Below are 22,633 nucleotides of genomic sequence, written 5' to 3'. Positions count from 1 at the left end.
GCGCACTTCTGCCCCGAGCGGCATCCGGGAGGGAAACCATGGATCTCGTCCTGCTGCTTCCACTCTACGAACAACCCGGCGCCCGGGCCTCCGTCGTCCGCCGACCGCGGCGCCGGTGAGCGGTCACCGCGCCCGTTCGACCCGTCGCTCGTCCCAGACGGCGTCGGCGCTCTCGCGGACGCGTCCGTCGCTGCCGAACACCAGAAACCGGTCGAAGGAGCGGGCGAACCAGCGGTCGTGCGTGACCGCGAGCACCGTGCCGTCGAAGGACTCCAGCCCCTCCTGAAGGGCCTCGGCCGACTCCAGGTCGAGGTTGTCGGTCGGCTCGTCGAGCAGCAGGGCCGTGACGCCCTGCAGTTCCAGGAGCAGGATCTGGAAGCGGGCCTGCTGGCCGCCGGAGAGCCGGTCGAAGGTCTGCTCGGCCTGGCCGGTGAGCTCGTAGCGGCGCAGCCGGGACATGGCCGCTCCCCGGTCCTGGGCGTGCTCCTGCCACAGGATGTCCACCAGCGTGCGGCCCTGGAGCTCGGGGTGGGCGTGGGTCTGCGCGAAGTGCCCCGGCACGACCCGCGCCCCGAGCTTCCACTCCCCCGTGTGGACCACCTCGTCGCCGGCCAGCAGCCGCAGGAAGTGCGACTTGCCGGAGCCGTTGGAGCCGAGGACGGCGACCCGTTCGCCGTAGAAGACCTCCAGGTCGAACGGCTTCATCAGACCGGTGAGTTCCAGTTGCTTGCAGGTGACGGCCCTTACGCCGGTACGGCCGCCCTTGATGCGCATCCTGATGTCCTGCTCGCGGGGCGGCTCGGGCGGCGGGCCCGCCTCCTCGAACTTGCGCAGCCGGGTCTGGGCGGCCCGGTAACGGGAGGCCATGTCGGGGCTGTTCTCGGCGGCTTGACGGAGTGTCAGGACGAGTTTCTTCAGCTGCGCGTGCTTCTCGTCCCAGCGTTTGCGCAGCTCCTCGAAGCGGGCGAACCGGGCGCGGCGGGCGTCGTGGTAGGTGGCGAAGCCGCCGCCGTGCACCCAGGCGTCCGCGCCCGCGGGCGAGGGCTCCACGGAGACGATCTTCTCGGCGGCACGGGCGAGGAGTTCGCGGTCGTGGGAGACGAAGAGCACCGTCTTGCGGGTCTCCTTCAGCCGCTCCTCCAGCCAGCGCTTGCCGGGCACGTCGAGGTAGTTGTCCGGCTCGTCGAGCAGCAGCACCTCGTCGGTGCCGCGCAGCAGCGCCTCCAGCACGAGCCGCTTCTGCTCACCGCCGGAGAGCGTGCTCACCTGCCGCCACTGCGCCCTCTCGTACGGCACGCCGAGCGCGGCCGTGGTGCACATGTCCCACAGCGTCTCCGCCTCGTAGCCGCGCACCTCGGCCCAGTCGGCGAGCGCCTGTGCGTACGTCAGCTGGGCGGCCTCGTCGTCGACGGTCATGACGGCGTGCTCGGCCCTGTCGACGGCGTGCGCGGCCTCCCGGATCCGCGGCGGCGCGACCGACACGAGCAGGTCGCGCACGGTCGTCTCGTCCCGTACGGACCCCACGAACTGCCGCATCACCCCGAGCCCTCCGCTCACGGTGACCGTGCCGCCGTGGGGTTTGAGCTCGCCGGAGATCAGCCGCAGCAGCGTCGTCTTGCCGGCGCCGTTGGGCCCCACCAGGGCCACGGCGGCGCCTTCGCCCACCCGGAAGGACACATCGCCGAGCAGCGCCCTCCCGTCGGGGAGGTAGTACTCGAGATGTGCGGCTTCCAGATGTCCCATGAGGCCGCATTCTGCGGGCCGCGGCGCGGCACGGGCAAACCGTTATACGGGCCGGCCGGTGGGTCCGCCCTCGCCCGCCGGGGCCACCACGGCGCCGGCCCAGGACAGGGCCTTCCAGCCGTCGGCGGGCGAGCCCTCCAGGATCACGACGCCGGTGTTGTCCAGCGGGCGGTCGGCGGCGAAGGCGACGTCGACGTTGCCGGCGCGGGCCGCCGTCCACATCCGGATGGCCGCGCCGTGGCTGACCATCGCGACCGTTCCGGCGCCGCTGCGGGCGGCCTCCGCGACCACGGCGTCGTAGCGTCCGAGGGCCTCCTCGCCGCTCTCCCCGCCGGGCATCCTGAGCGCGGTGTCCCCCTCGGCCCAGGCGAACACCGTCTTCATGTAGAGCAGGCCCTGCTCGGAGTCGCCGGGCAGCATCTCCAGGTCGCCCGCGGCGATCTCCCGGATGCCGTCCCGGACCACGGGGTCGAGGCCGCGGGCGGCCGCCAGGGGCGCGGCGGTCAGCTGGGTGCGGACGAGCGTGGAGACGTACAGGGCCTCGATGTCCTCGTCGGCGAGCGCCTCCGGCAGGGCGGCCGCCTGCCGCTCGCCGAGTGCGGTCAGGCCCGGGCCCGGTACGGCGGTGTCCAGCAGGAACTCGACGTTGCTGGGGGTCTGGCCGTGGCGTACGAGGAGCAGACGCATACAGGGGCCCTCCGGGTGTGGTCCGCCGCCCGCGGACAGGAAACGGCCTCTTCAGGGTAACCGGCACTCCCTGGCCTCCGCCGCCCCACCGCCCGCCCTCACCCGACCGTCGACTGACGAGCCATCAGTCCACATTGCAAAACAGGGGGTCTCATCATTCGACATGCGGGCGTACCGTGAGGCGGACGGAACGGACAGGATGTCGGACAGGGGAGTTCAGCCATGCCCAAGCCGCAGGAGACCGCCGTGTACACGCACGGGCACCACGAGTCGGTGCTGCGCTCCCACACCTGGCGGACCGCCGCCAACTCCGCGGCCTACCTGCTCGACTCGCTCAAGCCCCATATGAAGATCCTGGACATCGGCTGCGGCCCCGGCACCATCACCGCCGACCTGGCGGCGCTGGTCCCCGACGGACACGTCACCGGCGTCGACCACGCGCCCGAGATCCTGGACCGAGCCCGCGCCACGGCCGCCGAACGGGGCCTGACGAACGTCGAGTTCGCGGTCGCGGACGTGCACGCCCTGGACTACCCGGACGACACCTTCTGCGTGGTGCACGCGCACCAGGTGCTGCAGCACGTGGGCGATCCGGTGCAGGCGCTGCGCGAGATGCACCGGGTGACGAAGCCGAACGGGTTCATCGCGGTGCGCGACTCGGACTACGCGGCCATGGCCTGGTACCCGGCGTCCCAGGGGATGGACGACTGGCTGGACCTGTACCACCGGGTGGCCCGCGCCAACGGCGGCGAGCCCGACGCCGGACGCCGCCTGAAGTCCTGGGCACTGCAGGCCGGCCTGACCGAGATCACCACCACCTCCACCACCTGGACCTTCGCCACCCCGGACGAGCGCGCGTGGTGGAGCGGCCTGTGGGCAGAACGAACCCTCGCCTCGTCCTACGCCCGGCAAGCCACCGAGGGCGGCCACGCCACCCCGGACCAACTCCAGGCGGTATCGAACGCCTGGCGCGACTGGGGCGCCCAGGAGGACGCCTGGTTCACCGTCCTCCACGGCGAACTCCTGTGCCGCAAGCGGGCCTGAGCGGACGGAACCAGCACTCTGGAGCTATTGCCTGGGCAGCAGTGGTCCCAGTGGGCCCAGGTCCAGGTTGAGGTCTTCGGGGCGTAGGTCGTAGCGGTCGCGGAGTTCGGTCATGCGGTCTTCCAGGAGCATCAGGGTGAGGCCGATGCGTTCCTCCTGGTCCTCGGTGAGGTCCCCGGTGTCGAAGCGGCGTACCGCCTGGCGTTCCATCAGTTGGCGCAGCAACTCGACGACCGTCAGCACGAGTTTGATCAGGTCGCGTTCGACGGTGTCGGGCTCCAGGTCGAGCTTGTTGGCGCGGCGTTCGGTCACGTGAACTCCCCCCAGGGCGACGGCACCTGCTCGTTGACCGAGCTGATCAGTGCGTTGAGGTCGATCCGGACCAGGTCGACGTCCGCGATGCGCAGGGTGATGTCCCCCTTGATGACGACCCCGCCGGCGAGCAGCCGGTCCAGCAGGTCCACGAGAGCGATCTCCCGGCGTTCGACCACGGTCACGACTGCTCCCCCGCGAAGGAGTAGGCGGCCCAGGGGCCGGTGAGTTCGACCCTCATCCCGGACCCGCCCGCCCTCGTCTCGTCCTTCGTACGGTCCACCAGCTCCACGAACTCCTCGGAGGAGTCGCGCGGTACGAGATAGGCGGCGTTCAGCAGATTGCGGCCGGAGGCGCGGGAGAGGGCGGGGTTCTGCGGGGCGTGCAGCCGCGAGTCCTCCGCGTACGAGGAGAGCGAGGCGTGCAGCCGGGTCGCGAACTCCTCCGCCCGCTGCCACATGTCCTCGTCCGTGCGCACCTGCGAGCGCCGCTGCCGCAGGTAGTCCCGGCCGGACGCCGGCTTCGGCGCCGCGGCGGGCGCCTGCTGCTCGGCCTCCGCGTACACCTTGACCCCCCACTCCACGCGCCCCGCCAGCCGTTCGAGGGTGCGCCGGAAGTCGTCCTCGCGGGCCTCCATCATGACGCGGACCCCGCTGTCGTCCCGGAAGACGGTCGCCATCCGCAGCGGCAGCGGGGTGGTGACGACGGTGAGCGCGTCGATCACGCTCTGGTGCGCCCGCGCCGTCTCGGTCAGCCAGTCCAGATCCTCCAGACGCCTGCGGAGCGGTTCCTCCGAGAAGTCCCGCTCCGGCACATGGCTCACCACGGCGATCAGGCCGTGGTGCGACAGCAGTCTGGGCGGATCGCCCGCCACGCCCTTCAACTGGGCCTGCAGGGGCGCGTCGAAGGGGTGGCAGACGGCGTAGACGTAACGCAGTCCGGTCATGACTCCTCCTCGCTCTCCTCACGTGCCTCGAGCTCGTGGTCGGGGTCCAGCCGGGCCAGGCGTTCACGCAACTCGGCGTTCTCCCGGGCCAGTTCGTCGCGGCGGGCGCGGGACGACAGTGCCGGGTCGGTCTCCCACCAGTCGATGCCCATCTCCTTGGCCTTGTCCACGGAGGCGACGATCAACCGGAGCTTGATCGTGAGCAGTTCGATGTCGAGCAGGTTGATCCGGATGTCACCGGCGATCACGATGCCCTTGTCGAGCACGCGCTCGAGGATGTCGGCGAGGTTGGCACCCGAACCCTGTCCGTAGGGTTCGGGCATCCGGCCGGCCATGGTCATCGACGGCCCCCGCCGTCGGCGTACTCGTACTCGGCCTCTTCCTCGGGCTCTTCCTCGTCCTCGTACTCGTACTCACCCTCCGCGTCCTCTTCGCCCTCCTCGGGCTCGTCCTCGTACTCCTCTTCCTCGTCCTCCTCTTCCTCGCCCCGAGGCTCGTCCTCGTACTCGGCGCTCTCCTCGTCGCCCTCGACCTCGTCGCCCTCGGCCTCCTCGCCCTCGACCGACTCGTCCTCGTCGCGGGCTTCCTCCTCCTCGGCGACGGCGTCCTCGTGGCTGCGGACGACCTCGCCGTCGCGGATCTCGCCGCGCCAGCCGTCCTCCGCCTCGCCCTTGAGGGTGATGAAGCGGACGTAGTTCTTGAGGTCGAGCCGGGCCCGGCGGCCCTGGGCGCGCCAGATGTTGCCGGTCTTCTCGAACAGCCCCTGGGGGTAGTACTCGATGACCAGCAGGACCCGGGTGAGGTTGTCGTCGAGCCGGTGGAAGGAGACGACGCCCTTCGTCGTGCCCTTGGCGCCCTCCGACGTCCAGGAGATCCGGTCGTCGGGGATCTGCTCGGTGGTCTTCGCCTTCCAGCTGCGGTTGGACCAGAAGATCTTCATCTGCCAGTCGGACTGGGTGTCGTCGGCGCGGCTCGCGCTCTTGACGCCCTTGGCGAAGGTGCTGAAGTCCTGGTACTTGGTCCACTGGTCGTAGGCCGTGCGCAGATCGACGCCGACGTCGACGGACTCGATGATGACGGTGGGCTTGTTGCCCCCGCCCTTGCCCTTCCCCTTGCCCTTCCCGCCGAGGTTCTTGAAGGCGCCGACCACCTTGTCCTTGGCGCCGGCCGCGCCGACCTCCAGCGCCGAGCGGAGCGGGCCCTTGCCCTCGGCGAGCTTGCGGCCGCCGGCGAGCGCCATCTTCGCGAAGCCGGGGCTGTTGCCCTCGGCGATGTCGTTCAGCTTGCCGGTGGTCTCGCCGAGCTTGTGGCCGAGGCCGGTGAGCAGCCGGGTCGCCTGTGCGGCGAGGTAGTCCTGCACCTCGGCCTTGAGCCGGTCGGTGGCCTCGCTGTGGGCCAGCTCCGACAGCGGGCCCGCCTTGTCCTTCGCGCCGCTCGCGGCGGAGGTCGCGGTCTCGGTCATCACTCACCGCCTCCCTTCGGCACACGGGCCCGGGTCGAGCGGGCGCCGCTCCGGGCGGCGGCCGTCTTGCGGCCGGCCGTCTTCTTGGCGGCGGACTTCTTCGCCGGCGTCTGCTTGCTCGCGGTCTTCTTGGCCGGAGCCTTCTTCGCCGGCGCCCGCTTGGCCGCCGTCTTCTTGGCGGGAGCCTTCTTCGCGGCCTTCTTGGCGGTCTTGCGCGCCGGGGGCTCCTCCTCGGCCTCCGGCTCACCGCCGTCGTGCTCCTCGTCCTCGGGCTCCCGGTCCTCCGGCTCCTCGTCCTCGTACTCCTCCCGAGGCTCCTCTTCAGTGTCCTCCGGCTCCGGGCTCTCGTCCTGCTCGTCCTCGTCCCGCTCGTCGAGCTCCAGGCCCGTCGCCTTGCCCGCGGCGCCCCTGGCCTTCTTGGCGGCTCCGCCGGCCTTGCCCGCGGCGCCCGAGAGCGTGTCGCGGACCTCGGCGGTGCGGCCGTGGAGGCGGTCGGCGAGGGCCTCGATCTGCCGCTCGACCATCGCGCCGGAGGCAGCCTTGCCGACACCTCGCAGATCCTCGCGCAGCTGGTCCCCGATCTCCTTGAACTGCGGATTGTTCTGCAGCTGCTGGGAGACCAGGTCCGCGACCGCCCGCGGGCTCAGGTGCATCCGTTTGCCGGCCACGAGCGTGCCCAGGGCGAACGCCATCTTCATCTTCTTCGTACGTCCTAGGACGTATCCGGCCCCTACCGCGAGGCCGAGTCCCACTCGGTTCATCGTGCCGTCCCGTCCCCTGTGGCCCCGCCGCGGCGCAGGCCGGTCTCCAGGCGTTCCAGGAGTTCGTCCTCCTGCCGGTCGAACTCCTCCTCGTCGATCTCGCCGGCCTCCAGCTGTTCCTCGAGCCGGGCCAGCTCGGCCCTGACGGTGGCGGGGTCGTAGTAGATCCGTTCCGCCTCCTGCAGCACCTGCCCGATCACCCAGCCGCTGCCGCGTACCGGCGCGAAGGGCAACAGGACCACTTCCTTGATCAGTCCCACGGGGATCACTCCAGGGCTGTCTCCTGGCCGACGCCGCTCTCCGCGTGCTGGGCGGGGCCCGGCTCGACGAAGCTGTACGGCGGCAGCGGTCCGTTGACGCGCAGCTCGATGTGCGGGTGGGCCCTGCGGGCCTCCTCGACCACCGCCAGGAAGTCCTCGGCCGACTTGCGGTCCACGAGGAACGAGACGTTGGCCAGCCACCCGGTGGACTCGGGGCCCACGCTCACATCGGCCGCGGCGGGTTCCAGGACGCGCCGCAGCTCGGCGGCGTCGTCGGCCTCCTGGGCCTTCACGGCGGCCACGACCATCTCGCCCAGGCGCAGCCGGTCGTCGTAACTCCCGCCGCCCGACTGCCGGTTGGCCTCGGCCAGCGAGCGGAGCTCGGGGCTCTCGGACATCACGCGGTGCAGTACGGCCTCTTCGTCGTGCGTGGCCTTGACGTTGTACTCGACCTTGCCCTCCAGGGCGCGCAGGCGCTCCTTGTAGTGGTCGGCACCCTCGGCCAGCACGCCCGTGACCGTGTCGTCGTCGGGGGCGACGCTGCCGAACCGCATGGGCAGCACGGCACCCGCGGCGCCCGCCTCGGCCAGCACGTTCTGGTGGGCGAGCAGGTGCTTGCGCTTGGGCTTGAGCCCCTCGGGGGCGTCGCTCACGACGGCCGCGAGTCCTCCCTCCTTCAGGACACGCACCGCGGCGGGCGGGTCCCCGACGCCTTCCATGCCCTCGGGGAGCCCGGCATGGGAGCTGTCGGTGATGCCGTAGACGTACGTGCTCACTCCTGCTCCTCCTTACGGCGCGAGGACGTCGACTTACGGGCGCGCGGGCGGGACTCCGACTCCTTCTGGCGTCCCTCCTCACGGGACTGCTTGAACGCGTCCGAGATGGTCTCGGCGGCTCCCGAGAGAGCGCCCTTGGACTTGCCGCGGGCACCGGACTCGGTGACCTCGCCGACGATCTCGGGCAGACCGGGGCTCTTGTTGGGTCCGGACTCCAGGTCGAGGCGGTTGCACGCCTCGGCGAAGCGCAGATAGGTGTCGACGCTGGCCACGACGACACGCACATCGATCTTCAGGATCTCGATGCCGACCAGAGAGACCCGTATGAAGGCGTCGATGACGAGACCCCTGTCGAGGACGAGCTCAAGAACGTCGTAGAGGCCGCTGCTGCCACCTCCACCACCGGACTGTTGAGCCGGGACAACGGTCATACCGATCGATCCTCCTTTTCTGTGTCCATGTGAGTCGCGGGCGGGCGGCCTAGCGGCCGCCGGGCTTGTGTGCGTCGGCCCGTCCGCGTTCGTAGCGGCGGATGCGGCGGTAGCCGGTCAGTTCGCCGTCCGCGTCGAGTTCGACCTGGTAGCTGCCCATCAGGCTCATCGTGTCGGGCACGCGTTCCAGTTCGAGCACCTCGACCTCCAGGGACCAGCCGTCCTCGGTCTGCTCGAAGGACGACACGGTCTCGGCCGTCATGCCGGTCAGCTCGGTGAGCTGGGCGCGTGCCTGTCGCAGGACCTCCATGGGGCCCGGGCGCTTGTCCACTCCGCCGCTTCCTCTGTCCGAATTCTGTGATTTATGTGAATCCTGAGATGCATGTGTATTTCTGGTGTCAGACATGGCCACCTCTTGTCTGCGGGTGGCCGCAATGTCGATGGCCAAACCTTCACGCGAGCGTTCACGCGAAGCGTCAGGACTTGCGCAGCGCGTCCAGCCTGCGCCGGGCCGGTCCCAGGGCGCGGCCGCGGCTCATCACGCCGTCCCACGGGTCGGAGCCGGCCTGTTCGACGGCGTCGTCGATGGTCCAGCGCCGGGCGTGCAGGCCCGGGTCGTCCAGCTGGGACCAGGCGATCGGGGTCGCCACGGGTGCGCCGGGAAGGGCGCGCACGGTCAGGGGCGCGACCGCGGTCTGCGCGTAGGCGTTGCGCCCGATGTCGAGGTAGAGCCGGTCGCCGCGTTCCTTCTTGCGGGCGGCGGTGGTCAGCCGGTCCGGGTGGGCCGCGGCGAGGGTGTCGGCGACGTCGTGGGCGAACTCGCGGACCTCGTCGAAGCCGTGCCGCCCGTCGAGGGGGACGACGACGTGCAGTCCGCGCGAGCCGGTCGTCATCAGCCCCGAGGGGAGCCGGAGTTCGTCGAGGAGTTCGCCGAGCAGCACGGCCGCCTCGCGTACCGCCTCGAAGTCGTCCTCAGCGGGGTCCAGGTCGAAGACCAGCCGGTCGGGCCGGTCCACGCTGCCGGTGCGGGACAGCCAGCGGTGCAGCGTGACGGCGGCCTGGTCGGCCAGGTACACGAGGGTGGCCGCCTCGTCGCACACGGTGTGGCAGACGGTGCCGCCCTCCTTGGGCAGCTCGGCGCGGGTGATCCACTCCGGGTAGTTCTCGGGGGTGTTCTTCTGCATGAAGCGCGGTCCGTCGACTCCGTCGGGGTGCCGCTCCAGCATCAGCGGACGCCCGCGCAGATGCGGCAGCATGAGCCGTGCCGCGGACCGGTAGTAGTCGACCAGGTCCCCCTTGGTGTACTCCTTCGCGTCGCCGTCCCCAGGGAAGAGCACCTTGCCGGCCCGGTGGACGCGCACCGTGCGGCGCCCGGCCCGCACGGTGCGCTCGCCGTCGTCGCTCACCGCACGACCGCCTCCTCCACCAGCAGCTTCCCGGCCGCGGCGATCGCCTCGGCGTCGATGCCCGCGGCGCGCAGCTGCTCCTCGGGCGAGGCCGAGCCCGGCATCGTACGGACGGCCAGGCGCACCAGCCGTGGCACGGGCCGCCCGTCGAGGAAGGCGTCCAGGACGGCGTCGCCGATGCCGCCCTCCTCGTGGTGGTCCTCCACGGTGACCAGGCAGCCGGTCTCCTCGGCGGCCCGGCGCAGGGTGTCGCGGTCGACGGGCTTGACCGAGTAGAGGTCGATGACCCGGGCCCGGATGCCGTCGCGCTCCAGCGCCTCGGCGGCGGCCAGCGCCTCGGGCACGGTGACGCCCGCGGCGACGAGGGTGAGCCGGTCGTCCGGGGACGAGCGCAGCACCTTGCTGCCGCCGACGGTGAACTCCTCGTCGGGGCCGTAGATCACCGTGCTCTCGCCGCGCGAGGTGCGCAGATAGCGGATGCCCTCGCAGTCGGCCATCGCCGCGACGAGCCGTGCGGTCTGGTTGGCGTCGCACGGGTAGAGCACGGTCGAGCCGTGCACCGAGCGCATCATCGCCAGGTCCTCCAGGCCCATCTGGGAGGGCCCGTCCTGGCCGATGGCGACGCCGGAGTGCGAGCCGACGAGGTTGAGGCCGGCGCCGCTGACGGCCGCCATGCGCACGAAGTCGTACGCGCGGGTGAGGAAGGCCGCGAACGTGGCGGCGTACGGCACCCAGCCGCGGGTCGCGAGCCCGACCGCCGTCGCGACCATCTGCTGCTCTGCGATGTAGCACTCGAAGTACCGCTCGGGGTGCTCCTTGGCGAAGAACTCGGCCCGGGTGGAGTCGCCCACCTCGCCGTCGAGGGCCACGACGTCGCCGCGTCCGGTGCCGAGCGCGGTCAGCGCCTGCCCGTACGCGTTGCGCGTCGCCACCTCGTCCCCCTTGTCCCAGCGCGGCAGTTCGACGTGACCGGAGCGGACGGCGTGCAGCATGCGGGCGGCGGGCGGCTCGTGGACCTGGACGCGCACCTCGCGCGGGCCGCCGAGTTCGGCGATCGCCTCGTCGGCCTCGGGCAGGGGCTTGCCGTGCAGTCCCTCGCGGTCCTGGACCGCTGCGACGCCCTTGCCCTTGAGCGTGCGGGCGATGATCGCGGTCGGCTGTCCGGTGGTGGAGATCGCCTCGCCGTACGCGCGGTCGACGGCGTCGACGTCATGCCCGTCGACCTCGATGGTGTGCCAGCCGAACGCCTGGAAGCGGCGGGCGTAGGCGTCCAGGTCGTGGCCGTGCCGGGTCGGGCCGCGCTGGCCGAGCCGGTTGACGTCGAAGATCGCGGTGAGGTTGTCCAGGTTCTCGTACGCCGCGTGCTCGGCGGCCTCCCAGACGGACCCCTCGGCCAGCTCGCTGTCCCCGCACAGCACCCAGACGCGGTAGTTGCTGTGGTCGAGGCGCTTGCCGGCCAGCGCGATGCCGACGCCGACGGGCAGGCCCTGGCCGAGCGAGCCGGTGGCCGTCTCGACCCACGGCAGCCGGCGCGGGGTCGGGTGGCCCTCCAGGCGGCTGTCCTGCTTGCGGAAGGTGAGCAGTTCCGCGTCGTCGATGGCACCGGCCGCCTTGTAGGCGGCGTAGAGCAGCGGCGAGGCGTGGCCCTTGGACAGGACGAAGCGGTCGTTGCCGGGGTGGTCGGGGCGCTCGAAGTCGTAGCGGAAGTGGTTCGCCAGGAGCACGGCCATCAGGTCCGCGGCGGACATCGACGACGTCGGATGCCCGGACCCCGCCGCGTCCGACGCGCGCACGCTGTCCACGCGCAACTGCTGGGCCAGCTCGACGAGTTCGGCTGTGTTCATCAGTCTTCCTCCGCAGGGGTGTCGGTGCGCCTGACGGGGCCGGGGGGTTCGGTCGGCGCACCGCCGGTCGATGTCTCGGCGGGTCCGGAGGCGCTGTCCGGCACCCGTGGCAGTTCCGGTGAGGCGGTGTCCAGCGGCACCGACCAGGACCGTACGAGGCCCAACTGGACGGCCTGGCGCGGCAGTACGGCGTCCAGCAGCCAGTCGGCGGCGACCCGGACGCGGTTGCCGGGCATCGCCGCGAGGTGGTAGCCGCGGGTGACGGCGCCCGCGAGCGGGCCGGGCAGATGGACGCCGAGCGGGTTGGCGGCGGCCTGGACGCCGCCCAGGTCGACGACGAAGCCGAGGTCGCGGTGGCGGTAGAAGGTGCGTTCGCCGACGCCGATCGACGCGGCGACGTTGCGGGCCACGACGGCGCCGTGCCGCCAGGCGTGCTGCGCGGTCATGGGCGTGTAGCCGCCGGGGTTGTTCAGATCGGGTACGGCGGCGGCGTCTCCGCAGGCGAACACCTCGGGGTGGCCCGGCACTTGCAGGTGCGGGTCGACGAGGAGCCGGCCGCGTTCCATGGGCTGCCCGACGCCCTCGACGAGGGGGTCCGGCCGCACTCCGACACACCACACGAGGGTGCGGGTGTCGACGAACTCGCCGTCGGTCAGCAGGACTCCGTCGTGCGTGGCTTCCTTGACGGAGGTGCCCATGCGCACCTCGACGCCCCTCTCCCGCAGCACCCGGTCGGCGGTGCGCGAGAGCCGTTCGTCCATCTCGGGCAGCACCCGCGGCGCGACGTCGAGCAGCAGCCAGCGCGGCTTCCTGCCGTTCGGCAGGGGCCTCTTGCGGACCTGTGCCTCGGTGTAGCGCTGTCCCTGCGCCGCGACCTCGGTGCCGGTGTAGCCGGCGCCGACCACCACGAAGGTGCACCGTGCGGCGCAGCTCTTCGGGTCGTCCGCGCCGGCGGCGAGCTCCATCTGACGGGTGACGTGGTCGCGCAGGTACAGGGCCTCGGGCAGGCCCCGGAAGCCGTGCGCGTGCTCGGCGACCCCGGGGATGGGCAGCAGCTTGTTGACGCTGCCGACGGCGAGCACGAGCCGGTCGTAGGCCAGCGTGCCGCCCTCGCCCTCGGGGCCGGTGTAGTGCACGGTCCGCGAGTCGAGGTCGATGCCGTCGGCCTCGCCGAGCACCAGCCGGACGCGCGGCAGGGTCCCCGACAGGGAGACGGTCACCCGGCGCGGCTCCAGGAGCCCGGCCGCGACCTGGGGCAGCAGGGGCAGGTACAGGAAGTAGTCGGTCGGGTTGAGCAGGGTGATGTCGGCCTTGTGCCGCACCAGCTTCGACAGGGTGCGGGCCGTGCGGTAGCCGGCGAAGCCGGCACCGACGATCACGATGCGGGGTCGACTCACGGTTCGCCTCCGGCGCTGTCGCGTGCCTAGTAGGGAAGTCTTCCGCGTCCCCCTGGCCGGGGCGCCCAAACGTGCGCCGGTTTCCGCGCCGGGTGCCGGGTACTCGGGGCGGCGACCGCCGTCGGACCGGAACTCACCGGAGGTACTCCCCATGCCCGAGTACGGCTACTTCCTCTCCTGCGAGGAGTTCGGTCCCGCGGACCTCGTCGAGCAGGCCAGGATGGCCGAGCAGGCCGGATTCCAGTCGCTGTGGATCTCCGACCACTACCACCCGTGGAACGCCGCGCAGGGCCAGAGCCCGTTCGTGTGGTCGGTGATCGGGGCGCTCTCGGAGGCGGTCTCGCTGCCGGTCGAGACGGCGGTCACCTGTCCCACCGTGCGGATCCACCCGGCGGTGGTGGCGCAGGCCGCGGCGACGTCCGCCGTCATGACGGGCGGCCGATTCCGGCTCGGAGTGGGCACGGGCGAGGCGCTCAACGAGCACATCCTCGGGCACGCCTGGCCTCCCGCGACCGTCCGCATGGAGATGCTGGAGGAGGCCATCCAGATCATGCGGCGGCTGTTCACCGGTGAGGAGGTCAGCCACCACGGCACCCACTACACGGTGGAGAACGCCCGGCTCTACACGGTCCCCGACGAGCCCGTCCCGATCGACATCTCCGGCTTCGGACCGGCGGCCACGAAACTCGCGGCGCGCATCGGCGACGGCTACATCACGATGATGCCCGAGGAGCCGATGGTGGAGCAGTTCCGCAAGGGCGGCGGGGGCGGCAAGCCGGTGAGCGGCGGCACGAAGGTCTGCTACGGCACCGACCGCGACGAGGCCGTGCGCACGGTCCGCAAGCTCTGGTTCAACCAGTTCCTGCCGGGCGAGATGGGCCAGATCCTGCCCTCCCCGAGCCACTTCGAGCAGCTGGAGCCCCTGGTCACCGAGGACATGGTGGCCGGCCGGACGCCGTGCGGGGACGACATCGACGAACACGTCGCCGCGCTGAGCGCCTTCGCCGACGCCGGCTTCGACCGGGTCTACGTCAACCAGATCGGTCCCGACCAGCGGGGCTTCTTCGACTTCTACCGTACGAAGGTGCTGCCGCAGCTCCAGCAGACCTGAGGGAGCGGCCATGAAACTGCACCGTCCCGCCGTGTCCGTCTACACGGTGCCCACCGACGCGCCCGAGGCGGACGGCACGCTCGCCTGGGACTCCACGACCATGGTGATCGCGGAGGTGGCGGCGGGCGACGCGACGGGCACGGGCTGGACCTACGGGCCCGTCGCCGTCGCGGACTTCCTGCGCGACCGGCTCGCCCCGCTCGTCGAGGGCCGCGACGCCCTCGACATCCCCGCGGCGCACGACGCGATGTGCCGCTCGGTCCGCAACACCGGTCGCCCGGGTATCGCCGCCTGCGCCATATCGGCCGTGGACATCGCCCTGTGGGACCTGAAGGCCCGGCTGCTCGAACTCCCGCTGGCCCGGCTCCTCGGCGTCTGCCGCGAACAGGTCCCGGTCTACGGCAGCGGCGGCTTCACGACGTACCACGACACGCATCTGGCCGCGCAGCTGAACGGCTGGGTGCACGGGCAGCACATCCCGCGCGTCAAGATCAAGATCGGCGGGAACTGGGGTCTCGAGGTCACCCGCGACCTGGCCCGGGTGCACGCGGCCCGCCAAGTGATCGGTCCCGAGAGCGAGTTGTACGTCGACGCGAACGGCGCCTACACCCGCAAGCAGGCGATACGGGTCGGTCATGCGCTCGCCCAGCAGGGTGTGGGCTGGTTCGAGGAGCCGGTCTCCTCCGACGACCTGACGGGGCTGCGGCTGGTCCGCGACGCGCTGGTGTGCGACGTGGCCGCCGGTGAGTACGGCTATGACCTGCCCTATTTCGCCCGCATGATCACGGCGGGCGCCGTGGACTGCCTCCAGGCCGACGCGACCCGCTGCGGCGGCCTGACGGAGTTCCTGCGCGCCGCCGCCCTGGCCCAGGCGCACGGCCTGGAGATCTCCACACACTGCGCCCCGCACGTCCACGCCGCGGCGGCCGCCTCGGTCCCCAACTTCCGCCACCTGGAATGGTTCCACGACCACGTGCGCATCGAGGACATGTTCTTCGACGGCGCACTGGACCCGACGGGCGGCACGGTATGTCCCCTCGCCGGTATCGGGCACGGGCTGGAACTGCGAACGGACGACGTGGCGGAGTACCGGGTGGGGTAGACCCCCGTCGGGCGTTCCGCTCGTGCCGGGCGCGGCCGGTGGATCGGGCACGCCCAGTGTGCCGGGCGCGGCCCGTGCCGGGGACGGCCGGTGGATCGAGCACGCCCAGTGTGCCGGGCGCGGCCAGAGCCGGGCACGGCCGGTCAGGCGCGCACCCGGCGGGCCGGCCTCCCCACCGCCAGAACCCCGGCGCCCACCGCGAGGGCCGTCCCGGCGCGTACGCGGTTGCGGGAGACCCACCCCGACGTCGACCGGAGTGTCCGCCCGTGCCGGACACCGACCCCTCAGGCCCGCACCCGGCGGGCCAGCCTCCCCACCGCCACGACCCCGGCGCCCACCGCGAGGGCTGTCCCGGCGCGGGTGCGGTTGCGGGAGAGCCAGTTCTGGGCGCTGTGGTTGTGCGACTCCTCGTCGAAGCGGCCGTGGGGGCCGAAGTCCCGGCCGTGCGGTCCGTCCGCCGGGCTCCAGAGGTTGCCCGGCGAGCCGTGCTCGCCCTCGTCCTGCTGGGCGTCGAAGCCGGTGCGGGCGAGATAGCGTTCGAGCAGTCCGGGGACGGCAGCGTTGGCGAGCAGCGTGCCCACGGTGGAGCCGCCGACCCAGTACTCGCGCCGACGCGCGTGGGACGCGGCGTGCACGATCGCCCGGGCCGCGACCTCCGGCTGGAACACCGGCGCCACCGGCCTGGCCCGCCCCGGCATCCGGCTCAACACCCAGTCGAACTGCGGGGTGTTCATCGCCGGCAGCTGCACCATCGTCGTGCGGACACCGGTGCCGGAGTGCAGCAGCTCGCAGCGCAGCGACTCGTTGAACCCCTGGATCGCGTGCTTGGCCCCGCAGTACGCCGACTGCAGCGGAATCCCGCGGTAGGCGAGCGCGGAGCCGACCTGCACGATCGTGCCCCGGTCGCGCGGCAGCATGTGGTGCAGCGCGCCCCGGGTGCCGAACACATAGCCCAGGTACGACACTTCGGTGACCCGGCGGAACTCGTCCGGGGTGATCTCGGTGAACGGCGCGAAGACCCCGGAGAAGGCGTCGTTGACCCATACGTCGATGTGCCCGAACGCGTCCACGACCTGCTGGGCCGCGTCGTCCACGGCCTTGGCGTCGGCCACGTCCACGGGAACGACCAGGGCCTCGCCACCGGCCCGCTGCACCTCGTCAGCCGCCGCGGCGAGACCCTCGCGTCCCCGGGCCAGCAGGGCGACCCGGTCGCCGCGGGCGGCGAAGGCCCGGGCCGTGGCCCGCCCCACGCCGCCGCTGGCTCCGGTCACCACCACGACCCTGCCGTGCTGCGTGCGCACCGCGCGTCACGTCCGGTGGTGCGGCTGTTCGGGGTCGCCGCCCGCTTCGTCGGCCTTCGGCGAGCCCGCGGTCGGCGCGACCGGCGGGACCGGCGGGTACGGCATGCCGAGGCCGCTCGGGGGCGCCCCGGGCGCCATGCCGCCGATGACGTGGTCGCCCTGGCCCGCGCCGGAGGCGAGTTCGGCCTCGGACGGACCGGCGGGCCGGGGTGCGGAGGGCCGGGCCGCCTCGCGCAGCGCGTAGGCGGCGATGCCGAGGATCGCCGCGGTGATGAGCGCGGCCGCCCAGTCGGGCAGGCCGAGCGCGAGGGCCAGCCCCACGGCGAGTGCGACGGCCGCTCCCGCGTACAGGGCCATGGCTCCGGACGCGCCGTACAGCACGGCCGTACGCCGCTGCTTGCGAGCCTGTTCGCGCAGCTCGTCGCGCACGGCCTCGCGCGCCACCCGCGTCAGCTCGTCGACCAGGTGCCTGTCCAGATGCTGCAGATCATCCAAGCCTTCCATGCGCGCCGGGTACCCGTACGTGCGTACGCATAACGCCCCGGTGTCCCGGCCGGAAACCATCGCGTCCACGCTCCACGCCCGGGTACCAAGCGCCGAGTTCCTGGACCGTTTCGCGGCACTGCGCCAGGACGTGCTCGCGCACGCCGACAACGTGGAGCGCCACGAGAAAGAACCTCACGGTCGGTCCGGTCGCGGCCGTCGTGGACCGCACCCGGGATGTCGTACGCAAGGCGATGGGCTGATCCGCGAGGCGCCGGGCCGGTCCGCCGGGTGACGGGCCGGTGCCCGGCGGGGGCGGCCGGAGGAGGACCGATCGGCCGAAACGATCACCTTCCGCGGCCGCCCCAACTAGGCTCGTCCGCATGGACATTCTGGGAGCCACGCTGCGCATCTGCGTCGACGACCTGGACCGGGCCGTGCCCTTCTACGAACGGCTCGTGGGCGGCACGGCACTCCGTTTCGAGCGCGGTGGCGTCCAGGTGGCCGCGGTCGGCTTCTTCCTGCTGATGAGCGGGCCCGAGGCCGAGTTGGAGGTGTTGCGCAAGGTCGCCGCGACGATCGCCGTCAAGGACGTCGACGAGGCCCACCGTGTGCTCACCGAGCTCGGCGCCCACATCATCGCGGGTCCGGTGCCCACGCCGGTGGGCCGCAACCTGATCGCGATGCACCCGGACGGCACGGTGTACGAGTACGTGGACCGCAACCAGTAACCCCCGCCCCGGGCCACGCTCCTCAGACCTCGGGCGGCCGCATCCGGAAGTCGTAGTGCTCCGGCAGCGGTTCGTCGGTCAGCCGCGCCCACAGGCGGCCCACGGCCTCCGCGCCCTCGCGCAGATCGGCGGCCTCGAAGCCGGCCCGGAAGACGTCCAGCGCCTCCTCCTGCCTGCCCTCCGCGAGCAGCAGGTGTGCCTCGATCAGCCGGAACCGCCCGCGCTCCCGGGTGGCGGGATGCAGCCGTTCCCAGACGGCGCGCGCCTGCTCCGTGCGCCGCACCGCGAGCAGCGCCTCGATCGCCTCGCGGCCCAGCGCGGCCGTGGCCGCCGTCCACCGTTCGCTGTCGTCGCGCCGCTCCTGGCACAGGTCGTCGAAGGCGTCGGCGTACCGGTCCGCGGCCCGCTCGTGGTTGCCGGCCTCCTGGTCGGCGACGGCCAGACAGCGCAGCAACGGCCAGATGGACGGGGCGAGTTCGAGGGCCCGCTCCCAGCTGCGCACCGCCTGCGCCCGGTCGCCGTGGTGCCACTGGGCGACGCCGAGGTGGTACTCGGTGAGCGGGGTCGCGGGCGCGGTCTCCAGCATGTCCCGCCAGTGCGGGGCGACCAGCGTCTCGCCGGGCGGCCGCACCCGGCGCGGCTCGGGCAGGGAGCCCGCCCGCAGCAGGTGCAGCCAGGGTTCCTGGGGATCGCCGAGGGTGCTCTCGTCGAAGGGCGTGCCGGGCAGCTTGAGGTCAGCGCGCAGCACTTCGAGCGCGCCCCAGCCGGAGCCGGTGGCGAGCACCTCGCCGGGTTCGGTGTCGGCGTAGGGCTTCCAGGCGGCGTGGGCGGCGTCCACGTCGGCGCGCGGAAGCACGGCCTCGAGGCGGGCCTCGGCCGCGTCCACGACGGCGGACCAGGAGGAACCGGTGGGCGACGCGTCCAGCGGCCCGTAGGCCTCCGTCCAGCTCACCTCGCTCTCCGCGTCCAGCCGCACATGCTCCAGCTGGGTGCGGGCGAGCCCGGCCTGGATCTCGCAGTAGCCGCCGCTGCCCGGCTCGGTGAGCCAGTTCTGCCAGCGCCGCCCGCCGCTGCCCGCGCCCCACACGAACAGCTTGCGGCCGCGCAGCACATCGGTGGACGTCTGCACCAGGCCGTGGCCGGAGTCGTCGAGGGCGGCGATCCAGCGCCGGCGTTCCTGCGGCACCTCGTAGAAATAGTCGGCGGCGTAAGGGTTTTGGAGCGGGTAGGAGCGGTCGATTCCGTCGTATGCCGGCACGGGCACCCGGCGCAGCCGGCGTTCGTAACTGAAGTGCCAGGCCTCCTCGGCGGGGGCCAGCACCCGGCGCTCCTCCGGCACGGCGATGTTGGACCACCAGTAGACCGGCGCGGGCCGCTCGTGCGGATTGCGGATGCGGACGCCGACGTGGAGGAAGTCGGAGTGGCGCGGCAGCCAGAGGTCGACCTGGAAGGGCAGGTCGCGCAGCCGCTCCCACTCCCACAGCCGGAGCATCTCGCCGCCGTCGGGGGCGGGGACGCGGGCGGCGTGCAGCGGGGAGCAGGACAGGGTGGTGTGGCCGGTGGCGCCGATGTTCCACTCGATGCCGCCGGAGAACCAGGCGCCGTTGAGCGCGAAGTTGGCGGGCTGGAACACCGGGTTGCGGTAGAGGAGTTCACGGCCGGTGGGCTTGTGGAAGAGCGAGGCGACCCGGCCGCCGAGGCCGGGCAGGACGGTCGCGCGCAGCCGGTCGTTCTCGATCACGAGCGCGTCGAACTGCCGGGGTTCGCGCGTTCTGCCGTAGCCGTCCCGCACGCGCACCGGCAGCAGGCTGCGCAGCGGCTCGTAGTCCACCTGCCGCGCCATGTCGCGCGGCAGTTCGTCCCGGTCGCGTGCGTCGATGCGGTGTACCTCGTGGAGCAGCCGCAGCGGGGGCAGGGGGTTGTCCGGCCCCAACTGCGCCGCGGGCAGGGTCAGTACCTCACGTCGGATCGTCGTCACGATCACCATGGAAGCCCCTCACCGATGAGCTGACCAGGGGCAGTACGAGTCAGGATTACGCAAAGGCCCCAGCGGCCGGCCGCGGAAAATCCCGGGTGCGGTCCGTCCCCGTCGACGTACAGTCGGGCCTTCGACCCACATCGACGCGGCAGCACGGGAGCAGACGGATGAGCGAGCAGCACACGTACCGGGTGATCGTCCGCGGCACGTGGGAGGGGCTGAGCGAGGCGGCCCGGGAGCGGCTGCTGGCCGAGGCCGCGGATCACGGTATGACGAGCATGCGGTTCACCGAGGAGGGCTCGCTGACGTACGAGCCGAGGCCGCTCAAGCACTTCTCGATGCGGTACGTGGTGGTGTCGGACGCGGCGGACGGCGAGGAGATGGCGGGCGCGATCGCGGAGGACCGCGCCGAGACCACGCTCCGGGGCCTCGGCTACGGCTTCGGCGGGCTCCGGTCCACCGTCACGGATCTCGACACCATGAAGGTCAACCGGAAGTCCGCATCTCGGCGGTGATCGCCCAGCGTTCGTGGTCGCGCCAGGCCCCGTCGATGAAGATCATGTCCGGGGAGAAGCCCTCCAGGCGGAATCCGCAGGACCGGGCGAGTGCGATCGACGCGGCGTTTCGCGGCTGGACGTTGATCTCCAGGCGGTGCAGCCGCATCGGGCCGAAGGCGTGGTCCATGACGAGGTTCAGGCCCTCGCGCATCAGCCCCCGCCCGGCGGCGTGCGCGAAGGCGCCGTAGCCGAGCGCGCCGCAGCGGAAGCCGCCCTCGACGATGTTGTTGATGTTGATGAACCCGGCGATGGCCCCGTCTACCGCCCCACCGTCCTGCCCGCTTGCCTTCTCGCAGACCAGGAACCCGGCCTTGGTCGGGTCCTCGATCAGCCGGCTCGCGTACGCGGTGTACGCCGTCGGGGTGTCCGGCGGGAACAGCCAGGGCTGGTGCAGTGCCTTGCTCTCACGGGCCCGCGCGGCGAACTCGACGCCGTCGTCGTAGGTGAAGTGGCGTATGCCCACCCGGGGGCCTTCGGTGAGATAGCGGGATGCGGTGTGCGGCATTCCGCCACCCTACGGCGGCCTCAGCCGCCGAGCACGGGCAATTCCAGCACCCCGGTGTCCCCGGGCGCGCTGACGACGGTCACCGGCTTGATCCCCTGGTTGCCGAAGTACGCGTCGTCGCTGGCGGCGATCACGAACCGCAGCCGGTGCCCCTTCTCGTACCGGTGGACGATGCCCGGCAGCGTCACGGTGAAGCTCTTGGTCACGTCCGGCACCCGGACCGGCGCGATCAGCCGGTGCACGAGCGTCCTGCTGCCGTCGGGCGCGATGTCGTAGAGCTTGGCGAACAGGACGAGCCGGTCGGCGGCGTCACCCGAGCGCTGGGCCCGTGCGGCGGCCGGTGAGACGACCCTGAGCGTGGCCCGGGGCGAGCCGACGACGTCGGTGGTGCGGGTGAGCGGTGCGCCGGTCCAGGCGAGATAGGTGCCCGCGGTGTCGTACGGCCCCGGGTCCGGCAGCCCGGCGATCCCGGCCAGCGAGCTCTCCGAATGGCTCGTGGGGATCAGGTGGTTGGTGTACGTACGGCTGCCGCGGACGACCTTGCTGCGGTTGTCGACCAGCTTGCCGTCGCCGGAGAGGTAGAACGTCCGGTCGAGGGAAGGGAGTTGGGCGGCCGTGGCGTAGGTGCGGGCGGGGTCGGTGATCCAGTCGCGGTAGTAGGCGAAGGCGGGGCCGGTGTCGGTGTTCTGCCGGTGCAGATAGCGGTCGAACCAGGCGAGGATCCGTCGGCCGACGTAGCTGGTCTCCAAGTTGCCCTGGGCGAGGTCGAGTTCGCCGCTCGCGGGGTCGGTGATGCCGCCGCTGTGCCCCCAGGACTGCCAGATCATCTTGGTGGGCGTGCCCTGCGCCTTGAGCGTCTTGTACGTGGCGGTCGCCTCGTTGAGGTTGAACAGGGTGTCGGCCTGCCCCTGGATCAGCAGGGTGGGCGCCTTCACGCGGCTCAGATACGAGCGGGGGGAGACGCTGTGCGCGTAGGCGAGCATCTCGGCGGTCGGGCCGGGGCGGTAGCTCCCGGAGTTCAGCAGCCGCATCGTCGCGCAGGCCTTGGTGACGAAGTGCAGACAGGCCAGGGAGTTGATGCGGGACGGGTCGAGGTTCGGCTCGGTCAGCGGCTGGCCCTCGCCGATGAGGTAGAAGCCGTTGGTCCACTGCCATTTGAAGGCGCCGGGGACGGTGCTGGAGGCGTTGTTGGGGTCGAGCGAGTAGGCGAGGTCGTTCCAGGTGATCAGCGGGACGAGCGCGTCCACCCGGTGGTCGACCGCCGCCGTCGCCAGCTGGATCGCCCCGCCGTACGAGCCGCCGATCATGCCGACCCGCGGGTCGCCCGGGCGGTCGAGGGTGACGAAGTCGGCTCTGGTGCCGTCGTCGGCGGCGCGCTTGCCGCCGAGGAAGTCGACCAGTCGCGCGGCGGCCGTACCGTCGATGGCCGGGTCGTCCAGGGAGATCAGGCAGCCGGACTTGCCGAAGCCGAGTCCGGAGTAGACCAGGGACACATAGCCGCGCTCGGCGAAGGCCTTGCCGATGGCGTCGGTCGAGCCGTCGGACTTGCTGCCGCCGAAGCCGTTCGTCGCGACCACGGCCGGGGCGGGATGCGCCCGGTCGACGCCCGCCGGGCGGTACAGATCGGCGTCGACCGCGCAGGTGCGGCCGCCCGCCTCGACGGTGAACCTCAGTGCCGTGACGCTGTACTGCCCGGTCGACGCCGCGGGCGCGGTGACGGCCAGGGGCGCGGTGAGCGCCGCACACAGGGCGACGGCGAGGGCAGGCCCTCGGGCGGCGCGGGATCGGGGCACGCG

At 72.0% G+C, this 22,633-nt stretch carries 25 protein-coding genes; 5 read left to right on the top strand and 20 right to left on the bottom strand.

What is annotated here, in order from left to right; all coding sequences use genetic code 11:
* Nucleotides 1-123: 123 nt before the first annotated feature.
* Nucleotides 124-1,743 carry an ABC-F family ATP-binding cassette domain-containing protein gene (locus tag MQN93_RS02730; protein ID WP_016431701.1) on the bottom strand — a complete coding sequence of 540 codons (1,620 nt, stop codon included), beginning with the start codon at nucleotides 1,741-1,743 and terminating at the stop codon, nucleotides 124-126.
* Between the two features lie 42 nt (nucleotides 1,744-1,785).
* Nucleotides 1,786-2,430, bottom strand: a complete 645-nt coding sequence (locus tag MQN93_RS02725) for a histidine phosphatase family protein (RefSeq protein WP_016431702.1) — start codon at nucleotides 2,428-2,430, stop codon at nucleotides 1,786-1,788.
* Between the two features lie 222 nt (nucleotides 2,431-2,652).
* On the opposite strand from MQN93_RS02725, the gene MQN93_RS02720 reads away from it, so the two are divergent.
* Entirely contained in the window at nucleotides 2,653-3,474 is an 822-nt protein-coding gene (locus MQN93_RS02720; protein WP_242708118.1) for a class I SAM-dependent methyltransferase, read from the top strand.
* A gap of 24 nt (nucleotides 3,475-3,498) precedes the next feature.
* Here MQN93_RS02720 and MQN93_RS02715 read toward each other — a convergent pair whose 3' ends face one another.
* The 13 genes from MQN93_RS02715 to MQN93_RS02655 all read right to left on the bottom strand — a co-directional run bounded on the left by MQN93_RS02715 (nucleotide 3,499) and on the right by MQN93_RS02655 (nucleotide 13,069).
* Nucleotides 3,499-3,801 carry a gas vesicle protein K gene (locus tag MQN93_RS02715; protein WP_278190361.1) on the bottom strand — a complete coding sequence of 101 codons (303 nt, stop codon included), beginning with the start codon at nucleotides 3,799-3,801 and terminating at the stop codon, nucleotides 3,499-3,501.
* A complete protein-coding gene (locus MQN93_RS02710) occupies nucleotides 3,783-3,971 on the bottom strand; it encodes a gas vesicle protein (RefSeq protein WP_242708117.1) in 189 nt (62 codons plus the stop codon). Before MQN93_RS02710 ends, MQN93_RS02715 begins: the two co-directional genes overlap by 19 nt.
* On the bottom strand, nucleotides 3,968-4,732 hold the full coding sequence (locus MQN93_RS02705; protein ID WP_242708116.1) for a GvpL/GvpF family gas vesicle protein: 765 nt from the start codon (nucleotides 4,730-4,732) through the stop codon (nucleotides 3,968-3,970). The genes MQN93_RS02710 and MQN93_RS02705 overlap by 4 nt, the downstream gene beginning before the upstream one ends.
* Nucleotides 4,729-5,073, bottom strand: coding sequence for a gas vesicle protein (locus MQN93_RS02700; RefSeq protein ID WP_016431707.1), 345 nt, complete (start codon nucleotides 5,071-5,073; stop codon nucleotides 4,729-4,731). The genes MQN93_RS02705 and MQN93_RS02700 overlap by 4 nt, the downstream gene beginning before the upstream one ends.
* Nucleotides 5,070-6,194, bottom strand: a complete 1,125-nt coding sequence (locus tag MQN93_RS02695) for an SRPBCC family protein (protein WP_242708115.1) — start codon at nucleotides 6,192-6,194, stop codon at nucleotides 5,070-5,072. Before MQN93_RS02695 ends, MQN93_RS02700 begins: the two co-directional genes overlap by 4 nt.
* Nucleotides 6,194-6,955 carry a DNA primase gene (locus MQN93_RS02690; protein ID WP_242708114.1) on the bottom strand — a complete coding sequence of 254 codons (762 nt, stop codon included), beginning with the start codon at nucleotides 6,953-6,955 and terminating at the stop codon, nucleotides 6,194-6,196. Before MQN93_RS02690 ends, MQN93_RS02695 begins: the two co-directional genes overlap by 1 nt.
* The gene (locus tag MQN93_RS02685; RefSeq protein ID WP_016431710.1) at nucleotides 6,952-7,215 is read right to left on the bottom strand and encodes a gas vesicle protein GvpG; all 264 of its coding nucleotides are present in this window, start codon (nucleotides 7,213-7,215) and stop codon (nucleotides 6,952-6,954) included. Before MQN93_RS02685 ends, MQN93_RS02690 begins: the two co-directional genes overlap by 4 nt.
* A gap of 5 nt (nucleotides 7,216-7,220) precedes the next feature.
* Nucleotides 7,221-7,991: a GvpL/GvpF family gas vesicle protein gene (locus MQN93_RS02680; protein ID WP_242708113.1), complete on the bottom strand. Its 771-nt coding sequence runs from the start codon at nucleotides 7,989-7,991 to the stop codon at nucleotides 7,221-7,223.
* Entirely contained in the window at nucleotides 7,988-8,422 is a 435-nt protein-coding gene (locus MQN93_RS02675) for a gas vesicle structural protein GvpA (RefSeq protein WP_242708112.1), read from the bottom strand. The genes MQN93_RS02680 and MQN93_RS02675 overlap by 4 nt, the downstream gene beginning before the upstream one ends.
* A 49-nt stretch (nucleotides 8,423-8,471) precedes the next feature.
* The gene (locus MQN93_RS02670) at nucleotides 8,472-8,828 is read right to left on the bottom strand and encodes a gas vesicle protein GvpO (protein WP_078516493.1); all 357 of its coding nucleotides are present in this window, start codon (nucleotides 8,826-8,828) and stop codon (nucleotides 8,472-8,474) included.
* 70 nt (nucleotides 8,829-8,898) lie between these two features.
* Nucleotides 8,899-9,828, bottom strand: a complete 930-nt coding sequence (ligD, locus tag MQN93_RS02665) for a non-homologous end-joining DNA ligase (protein ID WP_242708111.1) — start codon at nucleotides 9,826-9,828, stop codon at nucleotides 8,899-8,901.
* Nucleotides 9,825-11,672 carry a transketolase gene (locus tag MQN93_RS02660; protein ID WP_242708110.1) on the bottom strand — a complete coding sequence of 616 codons (1,848 nt, stop codon included), beginning with the start codon at nucleotides 11,670-11,672 and terminating at the stop codon, nucleotides 9,825-9,827. The genes ligD and MQN93_RS02660 overlap by 4 nt, the downstream gene beginning before the upstream one ends.
* Complete coding sequence (locus MQN93_RS02655; protein ID WP_242708109.1) at nucleotides 11,672-13,069, bottom strand: NAD(P)/FAD-dependent oxidoreductase; 1,398 nt, start codon at nucleotides 13,067-13,069, stop codon at nucleotides 11,672-11,674. Before MQN93_RS02655 ends, MQN93_RS02660 begins: the two co-directional genes overlap by 1 nt.
* Nucleotides 13,070-13,220: 151 nt before the next feature.
* Here MQN93_RS02655 and MQN93_RS02650 point away from each other — a divergent pair, with 151 nt between their 5' ends.
* The gene (locus MQN93_RS02650) at nucleotides 13,221-14,180 is read left to right on the top strand and encodes an LLM class F420-dependent oxidoreductase (RefSeq protein WP_016431717.1); all 960 of its coding nucleotides are present in this window, start codon (nucleotides 13,221-13,223) and stop codon (nucleotides 14,178-14,180) included.
* 10 nt (nucleotides 14,181-14,190) lie between these two features.
* Nucleotides 14,191-15,282, top strand: a complete 1,092-nt coding sequence (locus MQN93_RS02645; RefSeq protein WP_242708108.1) for an enolase C-terminal domain-like protein — start codon at nucleotides 14,191-14,193, stop codon at nucleotides 15,280-15,282.
* Nucleotides 15,283-15,566: 284 nt separating this feature from the next.
* On the opposite strand, the gene MQN93_RS02640 is transcribed toward MQN93_RS02645, so the two are convergent.
* Nucleotides 15,567-16,556 (bottom strand): SDR family oxidoreductase, encoded by a 990-nt coding sequence (locus MQN93_RS02640; protein WP_242708507.1) that lies wholly within the window; start codon nucleotides 16,554-16,556, stop codon nucleotides 15,567-15,569.
* A gap of 33 nt (nucleotides 16,557-16,589) precedes the next feature.
* Entirely contained in the window at nucleotides 16,590-17,087 is a 498-nt protein-coding gene (locus MQN93_RS02635) for a phage holin family protein (RefSeq protein WP_242708107.1), read from the bottom strand.
* A gap of 362 nt (nucleotides 17,088-17,449) precedes the next feature.
* On the opposite strand from MQN93_RS02635, the gene MQN93_RS02630 reads away from it, so the two are divergent.
* A complete protein-coding gene (locus MQN93_RS02630; RefSeq protein WP_016431721.1) occupies nucleotides 17,450-17,797 on the top strand; it encodes a VOC family protein in 348 nt (115 codons plus the stop codon).
* A 22-nt stretch (nucleotides 17,798-17,819) separates the two neighbouring features.
* Here MQN93_RS02630 and MQN93_RS02625 read toward each other — a convergent pair whose 3' ends face one another.
* Nucleotides 17,820-19,784: a DUF5107 domain-containing protein gene (locus tag MQN93_RS02625; RefSeq protein WP_242708106.1), complete on the bottom strand. Its 1,965-nt coding sequence runs from the start codon at nucleotides 19,782-19,784 to the stop codon at nucleotides 17,820-17,822.
* Nucleotides 19,785-19,942: 158 nt separating this feature from the next.
* Between MQN93_RS02625 and MQN93_RS02620 the strand changes: the two genes are divergently transcribed.
* Nucleotides 19,943-20,290 (top strand): DUF6204 family protein, encoded by a 348-nt coding sequence (locus MQN93_RS02620; RefSeq protein WP_242708105.1) that lies wholly within the window; start codon nucleotides 19,943-19,945, stop codon nucleotides 20,288-20,290.
* On the opposite strand, the gene MQN93_RS02615 is transcribed toward MQN93_RS02620, so the two are convergent.
* Complete coding sequence (locus tag MQN93_RS02615) at nucleotides 20,262-20,837, bottom strand: GNAT family N-acetyltransferase (protein ID WP_242708104.1); 576 nt, start codon at nucleotides 20,835-20,837, stop codon at nucleotides 20,262-20,264. The genes MQN93_RS02620 and MQN93_RS02615 overlap by 29 nt on opposite strands.
* A gap of 20 nt (nucleotides 20,838-20,857) precedes the next feature.
* On the bottom strand, nucleotides 20,858-22,630 hold the full coding sequence (locus MQN93_RS02610) for a CocE/NonD family hydrolase (RefSeq protein ID WP_372504251.1): 1,773 nt from the start codon (nucleotides 22,628-22,630) through the stop codon (nucleotides 20,858-20,860).
* Between the last annotated feature and the right edge of the window lie 3 nt (nucleotides 22,631-22,633).

The sequence above is a fragment of the Streptomyces spinosisporus genome (genome assembly GCF_022698145.1).
In the GTDB taxonomy this organism is placed as follows: domain Bacteria; phylum Actinomycetota; class Actinomycetes; order Streptomycetales; family Streptomycetaceae; genus Streptomyces; species Streptomyces spinosisporus.
Note: the sequence above shows the minus strand (reverse complement) of the source record. Positions and strands in the feature narration are given on the sequence as shown.